The sequence below is a fragment of the Variovorax sp. SG517 genome (assembly GCF_013376045.1).
In the GTDB taxonomy this organism is placed as follows: Bacteria; Pseudomonadota; Gammaproteobacteria; order Burkholderiales; family Burkholderiaceae_C; genus Variovorax.
Map to the genome: position 1 here is coordinate 633,082 of NZ_JABMJG010000002.1, position 13,576 is coordinate 646,657.

The window sequence follows — 13,576 nt, forward strand, 5'->3', positions numbered from 1 at the left end:
TTACTCGGCGCGCTTGCTCAGGAGGGTCGGCACGACGTAGCCGTCCCGGTACACGGCCTCGATGGTCCCCTCCACCCGGTCGCAGGCATGCGCGGTGACGAACTTCTGCTCCGTCACCCGGTAGACCACCATCGTGCTGGACGAATGCTTGCTGAGCGTGCGGGCCACGCCGGTGGCCTGTCTCAGTGTCGGATATGTCTCCATGGGGCTCTCTTCCTTGTCCTCTCGATGCCCCAAATGTTAACTCTTTCGTATTCGAATATGCCCCAGGGTATTTTCCAGGCGCGAACGCCTGCGATTGTCTTCAGACCGTCTTTTCCGGGAATCGGATGATCCGGTCAATACACTGCCATCCCGATGAGCCACGGCCCCCTGATCTCCCACTTCCCAAGCGGCGACACGCTGCGCAGCCGCAGCGTGAGCGACGTGGTGCTGACGGGTACGCTGGACGTGCCTGCCCCGGCGCAACGCCTGCTCGCGGACTGGGACAGGGAGATCGCGTCGCAGCTCTCGCTGGAGCCGGGAGACGTGGAGTCACTGCCCCTGGCGCGCGCTCGTGCACGCTGGCCCGACTACAGGCTCTGCGTGCAGGCCGTGTCCGACTGGACGCTTGCGCTGGGGCTGCCCGGGGTGCTCGCTTCCGCCGACGTGGCCCTGATGGCCTGCCGTGGCGCGAGGTACCACCACGACGGCATGCAGTACGGCGGCGCGGCCTTCTGCAACCTCTTCGTTAGCGAGGACAAGGGGCTGGACCTGCACTTTCCCCATGCGGGCCTTCGGATCCCGCTCCGGCGAGGCACGGCGGTCGTCTTCGACACGGGCCAGCCGCATGGCGTCATCCGGCGCGGCAGCCCGGGCTTCGACGCGGCGGACTTCGCGCACGGCAAGGACTGCAACCAGGTCTTCCTGACATGGGAGCTTCCCATCGAGGACGCCCATGTCGCGAGGGCCCTGCGCATCGACTTCGATGTCGCATCGCCGGCATCTGCCCGGCCCGATGAAGAGCAGCTCATGCGCAACGGCGCGCCGGCCGTCGTATGCCCGGAATCAGGCCGGTGGCTCGACGCCGGTTGATCGCGCTCAGCGCGCCGCCGCGGACGCGCTGACGGCCAGCGCCCGCAGGCATTCGTTGACCGCCTGCAGGGGCGTCTTCTCATGGCAGCGTGCCATTGCCTCGCGAGCGACGGCTTCGCTCAGGCGCCGCTCCTGCGCGGCCTCGACCTGCAGTTCGACGATCCACTTCATGAGCATGGCGAGCACGATCAGCAGCCCGACCATGGCGGCCATCAGGGTCACGCGCCAGTTCCCGACGCGAAGGACGGGAGTTGCGGTCTTGCCGGCCAAGGTGGTTTCTTCCCGAATGGTCATCTAGCCTGGAAGGTCCGGAAAGACCCACATGCTCAACCCGAGAATCAGGCCGATGCCCAGGGACACGATGGCTGCGGTGGTGAACATCGATGCCGCGACGATGTTCTGCACGAAGACGGCAACCAGCACGAAGCCCACCGAGGCAACGATGCACAGCACCACCGGCAACCAGGCCAGGTACGCGGGCCGGCGCTGGAGCGCCGAGGGCTCGTCCGGGCTGGTTTCGCGCAGGAACGGGGTGCGCATGATCTGCCTCCTCTTCGCGAGTTTTCGCGTGTCTGTCTGTAGCCGACGAAGGCCGAAGACTCCGAACAGCTGCTCCCTCGCATGGCCTGTTCGCAACCTTTGCTGACCTTCGTCAAAAAGTACCGGCAGGTTATGCAAAACATCGGGCCGGGTTAAGGGATTACTGCGCGAACGCTGCACATGAAAGCAGGCGCGGCACAGAAAGCTCCTCAACCTGCGCAATATTTGACAAGTGTCAACAATGCGCCGGAGCACGACTGCGCCTTTCGTATTCCCGCGGTGCCACGAGTGGCTGCCGCAACCCGTCGGAACGCACTTTAGAAATATGAACAACAGGCCGCCAGTGCCTAAAGTCACCGCGTACGAAATCAGGTAGCTGCGCCTGGCGGCTGCAGCCCCCTCACCCACTCGAACACCGCCGCCACCGCGGGCTCGGCGCGCCGCGCCTCGGGACACACGAGATGGAACGGAAGCCCCGGCAGCCGGGGGCCGAACGGCTGCACCAGATTGCCCGCGCGCAGTTCGTCCGCGATCAGCGCGAGGCTCACCAAGGCGACGCCCTGTCCCTGCAGCGCAGCCGATACGGTGTGCGTCTCGTCGGAGAACACCGGCCCGGCCGACACGTCGAGGCCCGGCACCAGCGCCTCCTGCTGCCATTCGGGCCACGTGCCAGGCTGGGTCTTGCTGCCTGGCACCTCGAAGTGCAGCAGCGTCTGCCGCACCAGCTCGCCGGGGCGGCGCAGCTTGAGCGCAGGGCTGCACGCCGGCGCGAAGACGTTGTCGAACAGCTTCTCCGACACCATGCCCGGCCACTGCCCGCGACCGTAGCGGATCGCGATGTCGGCGGTGATGCCATCGAGCGGCACCGCGTCGTGCGACGCATGGATGCGCAGGTCGAGCCGCGGATGCAGCGCGCGCAGCGTGCTCACGCGCGGCAGCAGCCAGCGTGCCGCGACGGCCGGCGTGGCCGACAGCGTGATGGCGGTCCGCTCGGGCGGCGCACGCAGCCGCGCGACCGCATTCGCCATGGCATTGAACGATTCGCTCAGTACCGCCTGCAGTTCCCTGCCCTGCGGCGTGAGCACGAGTTGCCTGGGCTGGCGGATGAACAACGCCACGCCCAGCGAGTCCTCGAGCTGCCGCACCTGGTGGCTGATGGCCGTGGGCGTGACCGAGAGCTCGTTGGCCGCGAGCTTGGCGCTGCAATGGCGCGCCGCAGCCTCGAAGGCTCGCAGCGCCGCCAGCGGAGGGAGTTGCCGAAGGTTGGCCATGGATGAATCAAATTTTCATCAACACAAAGAAATCGTCGTTTGTCGCGCCGCTTGTGCCTCCATAAAGTGAGGCCCAAGCCAGCCCGAAAGCTGAATTTCCTTCATCCACCCCTTCATGTCAAAGAGGACTTCGCCATGACCACCTTGCTCCACATCGACGCCAGCGCCCGCCCCGGCCTTTCGGGCACGCATGTTCACGGCTCGCATTCGCGCCGGCTGAGCCATCACTTCGTGACGACCTGGCGCGCCGCACGGCCCGACGACGAAGTGATCTACCGCGACATCGGCGCCACGCCGCCGGGCAACGTCACCGGCGAATGGATCGCGTCGGGCTACACGCCGGCCGAGCAGCGCGAGCCGTGGATGCACGCGGTGCTCGCGGAGAGCGACGCGCTGATCGCCGAGATCCGCCGCGCCGACGTGCTGGTGATCGGCGTGCCGATGTACAACTTCGGAATGCCCGCGCCGCTGAAGTCATGGATCGACAACATCGTGCGCATCGGCGCGACCTTCGACTTCGACCGCAGCCGCGAGAACCCGTACGTGCCACTGCTGGCGGAGCGCAACCGCCGCACCGTGCTGCTCACCTCGTGCGGCAGCAGCGGCTACGGGCCCGGCGGATTCCAGGCGCACCTGGACCTGCTCACGCCCGGCATCACGGCGCCGCTATCACTGCTGGGCCTCAATGAAGTGCACAGCGTGGCGATCGAGCACGCCGAAGACCATGGCGACCTGCTCGACCGCTCCATCGCCAGTGCGCTCGCACGCGTCGAGGCGGTGGTGGCCGAGTTGCAGGCCGCGTGATCCTGAGGGAAAGTCCGTCAGGCCGAGCGAAGCTGTTCGCGCAGCTTCTGTCCGATCTCCGGCCGCTCGAGGAACGGGTCGGCCGGATTGGTGATGGAGACGATGTTCTCCATGCGGCTGCGCACGTTGCCCAGCGCCTTGGGGTGGCTGAACACGTAGAACTGGTTGTCGCTGATGGCCTCGAACACCTTCGCGGCCACTTCGGCGGCCGTGATCTTGCCGCTGCTCACAGCCTTGTTGCTCATCGCCTGGCCGATCAGCTGGCTCTTGGTGAGCTCGCTTTCCTTCGGCGCGTTCGGGCGGTTGCGCTCGCTGCTGGTGATGCCGGTGGGCACGAAGTACGGGCACAGCAGGCTGGCGCCGATCTGATCGGTGACGAGGTTCAGGTCCTGGTACATCGTCTCGGTGAGGCTCACCACCGCTGCCTTCGCCGCGTTGTAGATGCCCATGTTGGGCGGCGTGAGCAGGCCGGCCATGCTGGCGGTGTTGGTCACGTGGCCGCGGTAGGACGGGTCCTTGGCCGCGGCTTCCAGCATCATCGGCACGAACAGGCGCACGCCGTGGATCACGCCCCACAGGTCCACGCCCAGTACCCATTCCCAGTCGGCGACCGTGTTCTCCCACACCAGCCCGCCGGCGCCCACGCCCGCGTTGTTGAACACGAAGTGCGGTGCGCCGAAGCGTTCCTTCACGGCAGCGGCCAATGCTTCCATCTGCGCCGCATCAGACACGTCGACCTTGCGCGCCAGCACCTGCGCGCCGGCTGCTTCCATCTCGGCCGCGGCCTTGTCGAGCGCGTCCTGCTGCACGTCGACCAGCACGAGGTTCATGCCGCGGGCGGCGCCGATGCGCGCGCACTCCAGGCCGAAGCCCGAACCCGCCCCGGTGAGAACTGCGGTCTTGCCCTTGAAGTCCTGAATCATTGGGTGCTTTCCTTTGGTTGTCTCTGCGCCGTCTATTGGACCGCTTCGCGCAAAGATCGACTGTCGTTCGCGTGACGCGAATCAGCCTTCGGCCTTCTTCAGCACGTACCCGATCCGGGGAAAGTGCACATGCACCGTGCCCACGCGCTCGCTGCTGCGCTCCAGCGTGTAGTGCGTGCGCGTGGCGGCGATCAGCGTGCCGGGCGTCTCCTCGAGGCCGAAACTCTCGGCGCGGATGGTGACCGCGCTGCCCAGCGGAATGCCGTGGTCGTCCTGGAAGGTGCTGTCGGTCAGCAGCGAGTGCGGCGTGGAGGCCCTGGCGACGGCGATGGCCTCTTCGCTCGTGAACTTCTCGGGCACGTCGTGGCCGATGGCTGCCATGCGGTCCATCCAGTCGACAACCGCGGGCGTGAGGTCGAGGATGGTGCGGACCGACTCGATGCGCCGCGTGTACCACAGCGGGTGGTAGGCCGAGAAGTCGGCGATGGTGGGCACCTCGCCGAGCAGGTAGGGCTTCTCGTCGAGCATGTCCGACATGCGCCGCAGGTACGACTTGTAGGCGCTGGTGGCGTCGGCCGGGCGCAGGCGGGTCATGTTGCCGGCACTCATCTTGCCGCGGTCTTCGCCGAAGGCCTTGGCGGCTTCCGGCGGGGCCTTCGCGAACACTTCGGCCGCGCCCCTGGGCTGGAGGTTCCACGCCATGGCGGCCCAGAACAACGAGGTGTCGGCCCACTGCGCGAGGATGCGCGACATGCCCTTCTCGGGCTCGGGGTAGAGCGTGGGCGTGGGCTGCAGGTGCTCCAGCACGTCGGCGATGAGCGCGCTGTCGCAGTAGATGTCGGCGCCGATCTGCAGGAACGGCGTCTTGCGGTAGCCGCCGGTGAGCACTTCCACGTCGGGCTTGGGCATGATCGGCGGGATGAAGACCGACTTCCACGGCAGCTTTTTGAAGCCGAGGATCAGGCGCACCTTCTCCGAGAACGGGGAGGTGAGGTAGTGGTGGAGGATCAGGTCGGCCATGGTGTTTTCCGTGGGTTGTCGTTTGTGTTGCTTCAGCGCGGCTGGGCGCGCTGGATGATGGAGTCGAAATCGGTGCCCGCGCCCAGCGTACCGAAGGCGTTGCCCCAGTCGCCGCCAAGGCGCGACCCGCAGAACGCGCCGGCGACTGCCGCTGGCGCGGTCTGCACGAGCAGCGCAGCCTGCACGGCCAATGCGACATCCTGCGCCAGGCGGCGGGCCTCGGCTTCGGAGGCCATCGCCTCGATGCGCGCCGGAAGCGCGTCGGCGAGGCGGTCGAGCGCGGCATGCTGGCCGCGCGCGGGCGCCAGTTCCTTTTCGAGAGCGGCCACCGCATCGCCCTTGCGCAGGCCGCGCAGCAGGTCGAGCGCCATGATGTTGCCGGCGCCTTCCCAGATGGAGTTGAGCGGCATCTCGCGGTAGATGCGGGCCATGATGCCTTCGCCGCCCTCCTCCACGTAGCCGTTGCCGCCGAGGCACTCCATGGCTTCCTGCGCGAAGGCGCTGCCGCGCTTGCAGATCCAGAACTTGGCGACGGGCGTGAGCAGCCGGGCCATCAGGCGCTCATGCTCCTCGGACTGGCGATCGAAGGCTCGCGCCAGGCGGATGGCGAGCGCGGTGGCGGCTTCGCTCTCCAGCGCCAGATCGGCCAGCACGTTCTTCATCAGCGGCTGGTCGATCAGCGGCTTGCCGAAGGCCATGCGCTGCGTGGCGTGGTTGAGCGCGATGGCCAGCGACTGGCGCATGAGCCCGCTGGTGCCCAGCGCACAGTCGAGCCGCGTCATCGTGCCCATTTCGAGGATCTGCGGAATGCCTCGGCCCTCCTCGCCCACGAGCCATGCGGTGGCGCCATGGAACTCCACTTCGGAGCTCGCGTTGGCCTTGTTGCCCAGCTTGTCCTTCAGCCGCTGGATGCGGATCGCGTTGCGCGAGCCGTCCGGCAGCACGCGCGGCAGGAAGAAGCACGAAAGCCCGGTGGGCGCCTGCGCCAGCACCAGGAAGGCATCGCACATCGGCGCCGAGAAAAACCACTTGTGGCCGGTGATGGCGTAGCGCTCGCCCCAGGCGTCGCTGCCGCCTTCACGCACGGCCTGCGTGGTGTTGGCCCGTACGTCGGACCCACCTTGCTTCTCGGTCATGCCCATGCCCATGGTCACGCCGGGCTTGTCGCCGAAGGGCTTGAGCGCCGGGTCGTACCAGAGGCTGCCGAGCTTGGAGCCCCAATCGGCATGCACCGCCGCATTGCCGCGCAGCGCGGGCGTGACGGCGTAGGTCATCGAGATGGGACAAAGGATCGAGGGCTCCAGCTCGGTGAAGAGCATGAAGCCCGCCGCGCGCAGCATGTGCGGCGAGGCGGAGGTGCCGGTCCACGGCGTACCGTGCAGGCCGGCGCCCACGGCGGCGCTCATCAGCGCGTGGTAGCTGGGGTGGAACTCCACTTCGTCGATGCGCCGTCCGAAGCGGTCGTGCGTATGCAGCTCGGGCGTGTGGACGTTGGCGAGCCGCGCATGCGCCTGCATGCCGGCCGAGCCGAGGGTGGCGCCCAGCTCGTGAAGCTGCGCGGTCTGCAGCGCGGGCGCATTGAACTTCAGCGCATCGCGCAGGGGCCGGTTGGTGTCGAAGAGGTTGTAGTCGACCAGCGGTGCGGGCTGGTTGAAGACCTCGTGTGTCGAGTTCATTCGAATACCTCCGTGCTACGCACTGCGGTGCGCGCTTGCTTGGGGCGGCCCGGCGCGGCGCGCATGACCGGCCTCCTTGCCGTGTGCTCAGTTCATCGGTGCGTGCGTCAGATGAGTTTGACCAGTTGCTTGCCGAAGTTGCGGCCCTTCAGCAGACCCAGGAATGCTTCAGGAGCAGACTCGATGCCCTGCGCGATCGACTCGCGCGGCTTGAGCTTGCCGGTGGCCACCAGCGTACCCAGTTCGGTCAGCGCCTCGGGCCACACCTCCATGTGCTCGCTGACGATGAAGCCTTCGATCTTCATGCGGTTGATGAGGATCAGCGCCGGGTTGGCCAGGGGCAGCGGCTGGCCGTCGTAGCCCGCGATCATTCCGCACAGCGCCACGCGGGCGAAGGCGTTGGCGCGCAGCAGCACCGCGTCGAAGATGTAGCCGCCGACGTTCTCGAAGTAGCCGTCGATGCCGTTCGGGCAGGCTTCCTTGAGCGCGGTGCTCATCGACTTCACGTCGGGGTGCCGGCGGTAGTCGATGCAGGCGTCGAAACCCAGCTCTTCCGTCACGTACCTGCACTTGTCGGCGCCGCCCGCGATGCCGACCACGCGGCAGCCGCGCGCCTTGGCCAGCGCACCGAAGGCGCTGCCGACTGCGCCGCTGGCAGCGGTGATGACCACGGTTTCACCGGCCTTGGGCGCGATGATCTTCACCAGCCCGTACCAGGCCGTGACGCCCGGCATGCCGACCGCGCCGAGGTAGTGCGACAGAGGCACGTGCGTGGTGTCGACCTTCTTCAGCGCGCCGGGCTGCGATGCGTCGACCACGCTGTATTCCTGCCAGCCGCCGAAGCCGACCACCTTGTCGCCCACGGCGTACTTCGGATGCTTGCTCTCGACCACTTCGCCGACGGTGCCGCCCTGCATGGTCTGGCCCAGCGGCTGTGGCTGCGCGTAGCTCTTGGAGTCGTTCATGCGCCCACGCATGTACGGATCGAGGCTCATGTAGTGGTGGCGCACCAGGACCTGGTTGTCTTTAAGCGCGGGGGTCTCGGCGGTGACGAGCTTGAAGTTGCTGGCGACGGCCTCGCCCTCGGGGCGGTTGTCGAGGTGGATCTGCTTGTTGGTGGGCATGAAGGCTCCGGGGAGAAATAGGATCGGTTCAGTCGGTCGAGGGTGGACGCATCTCGTTGGCGCTGGCCGGGCCGGTCGGCAGCCGGCGCTTCACATACTTGAAGGTGCCGGTGGCGTGGGCGCACACGCGCTCCTGCTCGTCGTAGATTCTGGCCTCCGTGAAAGCCAGCGTCGCCGTCCTGTGAATGAGCGTGCCGCGCGCATGCAGCGGGCCCACCGACGGCTGCATGAAGCTGGTCTTCATCTCGATGGTGACCACGCCCATCTCGGGCGCGATGCTGCGCGCAGCCGCCGCCATGGTGATGTCCAGCAGCGTCATGCAGGCGCCGCCGTGCGTCACGTCGAAGGTGTTCAGGTGCTCCGGCTTGGCGGTGTAGAGGATCTCGGATTCGCCGTTCTCGAACTTCGTGAGTTCGAAGCCCAGGTGGCGCGCGAACGGGATGCGGCTCGTGTACGAGCGGAAATTGATGTCTTCGGGTTCAGGCGTTGTCATTTCGGTTCTTCAAGCTGCGCCCAGGACGACGCTCACGCCGCCGTCCACGGCCAGCCACTGGCCGGTGACGTGCTTGCCGGCGTCGCTCGCGAACAGCAGCGTCAGGCCCTTCAGGTCTTCCTCGTCACCCAGGCGGCCGAGAGGCGCCTGCGCGGCCATCTTTTCCTCGCCCAGCGACTTGATGAGGCCGGCGGCCATCTTCGTCATGAAGAAGCCGGGGCAGATGGCGTTCACGTTGATGTTGTACTTGCCCCATTCGGCCGCCAGCGTGCGGGTGAAGCCGATGACAGCGGTCTTGGAGGTGTTGTAGGCCAGCGTCTGCATCTCGGGCGGGTTGCCGTTGAGGCCTGCGATGGAGGCGATGTTGATGATGCGGCCCGACTTCTTCGGGATCATGTAGCCGTTGGCGATCTGCTGCGACAGGATGAAGTAGCCCCGCACGTTGAGGTTCATCACCTTGTCCCAGGCCTCGACCGGGTGGCTCTCGGCCGGCGAACCCCAGCTGGCGCCCGCGTTGTTCACGAGGATGTCGACCGCGCCCATGCGCTGCAGCGTCTCGTCGGCCAGGCGGCGGGTGTCTTCCTCCTTCGAGCAGTCGGCGGCGATCCAGCGCGCGTCGATGCCGGCGGCCTGCAGCTCGGCGGCGGCCTGCTCCAGGTCTTCGGCCTTGCGCGAACTCAGCATGATCTTCGCGCCCGCCTCGCCCAGCGCATGGGCCATCTGCAGCCCCAAGCCGCGCGAGCCGCCAGTGACGAGGGCGATCTTGCCCGTGAGGTCGAAGAGTTTCTGGACGGTGCGTGCGGTCATGGGTTGTCTCCGGGGTTCGGTTGGTTTTTCAGATCGTGTAGTCCATGCACTGGCGCGCTTCGCGGACCGCGCCGATGAACGGCTTCAGGGCCACGTGCTGCGGGTGGTCCGCATAGGCCGCCAACGCGGCGGCGTCGGTGAATTCCGAGTACAGGACCAGGTCGTAGGTGGCTTCCAGCCCGGGCTGGGCGATGGCCACCTCGAAACGCAGCGTGCCGGGCGACAGTTTCGCGCAGGCATCGAGCAGCGCCTTGGCCTTGAGCAGGTTGGTCGCCTTGTCGGCGCCCTCGGCGTGCTCCTTGAATTTCCACATCACGATGTGCTTGAGCATGGCGGGCCTCGTTCAGTCGGTTACTTGCTTGAAGGCGTGTTGGACAGGCGCGAGCGCACGTAGATCAGCACGAAGCCGACCAGCGCCACGACGCCGCCGGGCACAGCGATGGACCAGCCCAGCGAGGCGTCGGTTCGGCCGGTGGCGATGCCCAGGATCACGAGGAACAGGCCGCCGTAGATCAGGATCCAGATCCATTTCTCGAGCCGCGCGTGCGGCTTCGGCGGCTTGGCGGCGGGGGTATTGTTGGGGGTGGCGTTCGGCGAATCGGTAGTGGCCATCAGAAGGCGTCCTCGGGCAAAGCTGTACAGGTCGGGTCGCGGGTTTCGACCACGTTGAGCCATGCGCCGATTTTCGGCAGCTCGTAGTGGAAGAAATAGTCCGTGGCGCCGATCTTGCCAGCTGTTACCGCCCTCGCCTTTTCCGCGTCGGTTTCCAGGGCCTTGCCCGCGACGTCGAGCCAGATCCAGGCCAGCACCGTGTGGCCGAAGGCCTGCATGTACGGCACTGCGTTGGCCAGCGCGTCGGCCGGGTCGCCGGTGGACCACGCGGCCTCGGTGGCGCTGCCGATGCGCTGCAGCGCGGCACCCAGCGCCTTGGCGTGGGCTGCCAGCGCCGGCACCTTGGCGGTGCGGCCGATGGTCGCGGTCATGCGCGCGGCCAGCAGCTGCAGGCCGCGGCCCTTCTCCACCAGCACCTTGCGGCCAAGCAGGTCGGCCGCCTGGATGCCGTGGGTGCCCTCGTGGATCATGTTCAGGCGGTTGTCGCGCCAGTACTGCTCCACCGGGAAGTCGCGCGTGTAGCCATAGCCCCCATGCACCTGGATGGCCAGCGAATTCGCCTCCAGGCACCACTCGCTGGGCCAGCTCTTGGCGATGGGCGTCAGCACCTCCAGCAGCAGCCGCGCGTCGTCGGCGGCCTGGGCGTCGCCGGTCTTCTGCTCGTCGACCAGCCGGGCGCAGTACAGCTCCAGCGCCAGGGCGCCCTCGCAGTACGCCTTCTGGGCCAGCAGCATGCGGCGTACGTCGGCGTGCTCGATGATGCGCACCTGCGGGGCGGCCGAATCCTTGGCGACCGCCGTACCGGCAGCCTCGGGCTTCTTCACCAGCCGGCCCTGCGGACGGCTCTTCGCGTATTCGAGCGAGGCGTGATAACCGGCCATGCCGAGCATGGTGGCCGCCGTGCCGACGCCGATGCGTGCCTCGTTCATCATGTGGAACATGCAGTGCAAGCCCTTGCCTGGCTCGCCGACCAGATAGCCCACCGCGCCGGCCTTGCCGTCGACCGGGTATTTGCCTTCCCCGAAGTTCAGCAGCGTATTGGTGGTGCCGCGCCAGCCCAGCTTGTGGTTCAGGCCCGCAAGCGCCACGTCGTTGCGCTGGCCGGTGAGCCGGCCCTGGGTGTCGACCATGCGCTTGGGCACGATGAAGAGCGATATGCCGCGCGTACCGGGCACAAGCTTGCCGTTCTCGTCGGGAATCTTCGCGAGCACGATGTGCACGATGTTCTCGGTCAGCTCGTGGTCGCCGGCCGAGATCCACATCTTGTTGCCCGTGAGGCGGTAGCGCGGGCCCAGCGGGTCATTCTGGAAGTCGTCGCCGTCGGGTACCGCGCGCGTGGCCACATCGCTCAGCGAGGAGCCGGCCTGCGGCTCCGACAGGCACATGGTGCCCGCCCAGCGGCCGGAGAATTCGTTCTTGGCGAAGACCTCCTTCTGCATCTCGGTGCCATGCACCATCAGCAGGTTGGCGTTGCCGCTGGTGAGCATGTTCGAGCCGATGCTCACCGAGGCCATCGCGAAGAAGCTGTTGGCCGCGGCCTGCAGCGTGTAGGGCAGCTGCATGCCGCCGATGTCGTAGTCCTGCGCCGCGCTCATCATTCCCGACTCCACGAAGGCCTTGTGCGCGTCGTGCGTGGCCTGCGGCAGCACGACCTTCTCGCCGTCGAAGTGCGGCTCCTGCGTGTCGACGATGCGGTTGAACGGCGCGTACTTCTCGCGCGCGATGCGCTCGCAGGTGTCGAGCACCGCATCGAAGGTCTCGCGCGAATGGTCCGCGAAGCGCTCGCGCTGGTTGAGGGATTCGGCGTCGAGCCAGTCGTAGAGCAGGAAGTCGAGGGTGGGACGAAGGCTCATGGTCGGGTCTTGATGTTGAGACTACCGACTTCCACCGGCAGCGCTCGTCGGCCGGCGAAGCCGGGCCCTTTCGTGGAACACCGCGGAACCGGCTCAGCCGGGCCGCTGGTGTTGCCCCCGGAAGGGGGTTGGCGAAGGCGACACGCAGTGCGCCGCAGACTGGGGGAGAGTCAGAGTACCTCGAAGACGCCGGCAGCGCCCATGCCGCCGCCGATGCACATCGTGACCACGACCTTCTTCGCGCCGCGGCGCTTGCCTTCGATGAGCGCGTGGCCGGTCAGGCGCTGGCCGCTCACGCCATAGGGGTGGCCCACGGCGATGGCGCCGCCGTTCACGTTCAGGCGGTCGCCCGGAATGCCCAGCTTGTCGCGGCAGTAGATCACCTGCACGGCGAAGGCTTCGTTCAGCTCCCACAGGTCGATGTCGTTGACCGTGAGACCCAGGCGCTTGAGCACCTTCGGGATGGCGAAGACCGGGCCGATGCCCATCTCGTCGGGCTCGCAGCCGGCCACGGCGAAGCCGAGGAAGCGGCCCAGGGGCTTCAGGCCCTTCTGCTCGGCGTACTTCTCGTCGACCACCACGCAGGCGCCGCCGCCGTCGGAGAACTGGCTGGCATTGCCGGCCGAGATCACGCCGCCGGGGATGGCCGGGCGGATGCCGCTGATGCCTTCCTTGGTGGTGCCGGGGCGGATGCCTTCGTCGTTCTCGACGGTGACTTCCTTGGTGCGCAGGCCCAGCACGGGGTCGGCCACGCCGGCCAGCACGGTGATGGGGGCGATCTCGGCCTTGAAGAGGCCGGCTTCCAGCGCGGCAGTGGCGCGCTGCTGGCTTTGCGCGCCGTATTCATCCATGGCGTCACGGCCGATGTTGTAGCGCTTGGCGACCTGCTCGGCCGTCTGCAGCATGTTCCAGTAGATCTCGGGCTTGTTCTTCACCAGCCACGGATCGGTCAGCATGTGCTTGTTGGCTTCGTTCTGCACGCAAGAGATGCTCTCGACGCCGCCGGCTACGTAGACCTCGCCTTCGCCCGCGATGATGCGCTGGGCCGCGGTGGCGATGGTCTGCAGGCCCGAGGAGCAGAAACGGTTGATGGTCATGCCCGAGGTGGTGATCGGCAGGCCGGCGCGCAGCGCGATCTGGCGCGCGATGTTGGAGCCGGTGGCGCCTTCGGGCGTTGCGCAGCCCATGATGACGTCGTCGACCGAGGCGGGGTCGATGCCGGCGCGCTGCACCGCGTGCTGCACCGCGTGGCCGCCGAGCGTGGCGCCGTGCGTCATGTTGAAGGCACCCTTCCAGCTCTTCGCGAGCGGCGTGCGGGCGGTGGAAACGATGACGGCGCTGGTCATGGTGAGGTCCTTTGGCTTTGAAGCAGTTGGAAG

The 13,576-nt window shown here is 67.2% G+C and carries 16 protein-coding genes; 2 read left to right on the plus strand and 14 right to left on the minus strand.

Annotation, left to right across the window (positions count from 1 at the left end):
* Entirely contained in the window at positions 1 to 204 is a 204-nt protein-coding gene (locus FHT32_RS08435) for a hypothetical protein (RefSeq protein ID WP_176664178.1), read from the minus strand.
* Between the two features lie 153 nt (positions 205 to 357).
* Here FHT32_RS08435 and FHT32_RS08440 point away from each other — a divergent pair, with 153 nt between their 5' ends.
* A complete protein-coding gene (locus FHT32_RS08440) occupies positions 358 to 1,074 on the plus strand; it encodes a hypothetical protein (protein ID WP_176664179.1) in 717 nt (238 codons plus the stop codon).
* Positions 1,075 to 1,080: 6 nt separating this feature from the next.
* On the opposite strand, the gene FHT32_RS08445 is transcribed toward FHT32_RS08440, so the two are convergent.
* The 3 genes from FHT32_RS08445 to FHT32_RS08455 all read right to left on the minus strand — a co-directional run bounded on the left by FHT32_RS08445 (position 1,081) and on the right by FHT32_RS08455 (position 2,885).
* Complete coding sequence (locus FHT32_RS08445) at positions 1,081 to 1,344, minus strand: general secretion pathway protein GspL (protein ID WP_256098922.1); 264 nt, start codon at positions 1,342 to 1,344, stop codon at positions 1,081 to 1,083.
* Between the two features lie 24 nt (positions 1,345 to 1,368).
* Entirely contained in the window at positions 1,369 to 1,614 is a 246-nt protein-coding gene (locus tag FHT32_RS08450; protein ID WP_176664181.1) for a hypothetical protein, read from the minus strand.
* A 368-nt stretch (positions 1,615 to 1,982) separates the two neighbouring features.
* On the minus strand, positions 1,983 to 2,885 hold the full coding sequence (locus tag FHT32_RS08455; protein ID WP_176664182.1) for a LysR substrate-binding domain-containing protein: 903 nt from the start codon (positions 2,883 to 2,885) through the stop codon (positions 1,983 to 1,985).
* Between the two features lie 135 nt (positions 2,886 to 3,020).
* Here FHT32_RS08455 and FHT32_RS08460 point away from each other — a divergent pair, with 135 nt between their 5' ends.
* The gene (locus FHT32_RS08460) at positions 3,021 to 3,689 is read left to right on the plus strand and encodes an FMN-dependent NADH-azoreductase (protein ID WP_176664183.1); all 669 of its coding nucleotides are present in this window, start codon (positions 3,021 to 3,023) and stop codon (positions 3,687 to 3,689) included.
* Between the two features lie 17 nt (positions 3,690 to 3,706).
* Here FHT32_RS08460 and FHT32_RS08465 read toward each other — a convergent pair whose 3' ends face one another.
* The 10 genes from FHT32_RS08465 to FHT32_RS08510 all read right to left on the minus strand — a co-directional run bounded on the left by FHT32_RS08465 (position 3,707) and on the right by FHT32_RS08510 (position 13,543).
* Positions 3,707 to 4,612 (minus strand): SDR family oxidoreductase, encoded by a 906-nt coding sequence (locus FHT32_RS08465; protein ID WP_176664184.1) that lies wholly within the window; start codon positions 4,610 to 4,612, stop codon positions 3,707 to 3,709.
* An 81-nt stretch (positions 4,613 to 4,693) separates the two neighbouring features.
* Positions 4,694 to 5,632 (minus strand): glutathione S-transferase family protein, encoded by a 939-nt coding sequence (locus FHT32_RS08470; RefSeq protein WP_176664185.1) that lies wholly within the window; start codon positions 5,630 to 5,632, stop codon positions 4,694 to 4,696.
* A 32-nt stretch (positions 5,633 to 5,664) separates the two neighbouring features.
* Entirely contained in the window at positions 5,665 to 7,308 is a 1,644-nt protein-coding gene (locus FHT32_RS08475) for an isovaleryl-CoA dehydrogenase (protein ID WP_176664186.1), read from the minus strand.
* A 107-nt stretch (positions 7,309 to 7,415) separates the two neighbouring features.
* Positions 7,416 to 8,432 carry an NADP-dependent oxidoreductase gene (locus tag FHT32_RS08480; RefSeq protein WP_176664187.1) on the minus strand — a complete coding sequence of 339 codons (1,017 nt, stop codon included), beginning with the start codon at positions 8,430 to 8,432 and terminating at the stop codon, positions 7,416 to 7,418.
* A gap of 28 nt (positions 8,433 to 8,460) precedes the next feature.
* Entirely contained in the window at positions 8,461 to 8,925 is a 465-nt protein-coding gene (locus FHT32_RS08485) for a PaaI family thioesterase (protein ID WP_176664188.1), read from the minus strand.
* A gap of 9 nt (positions 8,926 to 8,934) precedes the next feature.
* Positions 8,935 to 9,732: an SDR family oxidoreductase gene (locus tag FHT32_RS08490; RefSeq protein ID WP_176664189.1), complete on the minus strand. Its 798-nt coding sequence runs from the start codon at positions 9,730 to 9,732 to the stop codon at positions 8,935 to 8,937.
* 28 nt (positions 9,733 to 9,760) lie between these two features.
* A complete protein-coding gene (locus FHT32_RS08495) occupies positions 9,761 to 10,063 on the minus strand; it encodes a Dabb family protein (protein ID WP_019652558.1) in 303 nt (100 codons plus the stop codon).
* A 20-nt stretch (positions 10,064 to 10,083) separates the two neighbouring features.
* Positions 10,084 to 10,344 carry a hypothetical protein gene (locus FHT32_RS08500; RefSeq protein ID WP_176664190.1) on the minus strand — a complete coding sequence of 87 codons (261 nt, stop codon included), beginning with the start codon at positions 10,342 to 10,344 and terminating at the stop codon, positions 10,084 to 10,086.
* On the minus strand, positions 10,344 to 12,197 hold the full coding sequence (locus FHT32_RS08505; protein ID WP_176664191.1) for an acyl-CoA dehydrogenase: 1,854 nt from the start codon (positions 12,195 to 12,197) through the stop codon (positions 10,344 to 10,346). Before FHT32_RS08505 ends, FHT32_RS08500 begins: the two co-directional genes overlap by 1 nt.
* Positions 12,198 to 12,367: 170 nt before the next feature.
* The gene (locus FHT32_RS08510; RefSeq protein WP_176664192.1) at positions 12,368 to 13,543 is read right to left on the minus strand and encodes an acetyl-CoA C-acyltransferase; all 1,176 of its coding nucleotides are present in this window, start codon (positions 13,541 to 13,543) and stop codon (positions 12,368 to 12,370) included.
* Between the last annotated feature and the right edge of the window lie 33 nt (positions 13,544 to 13,576).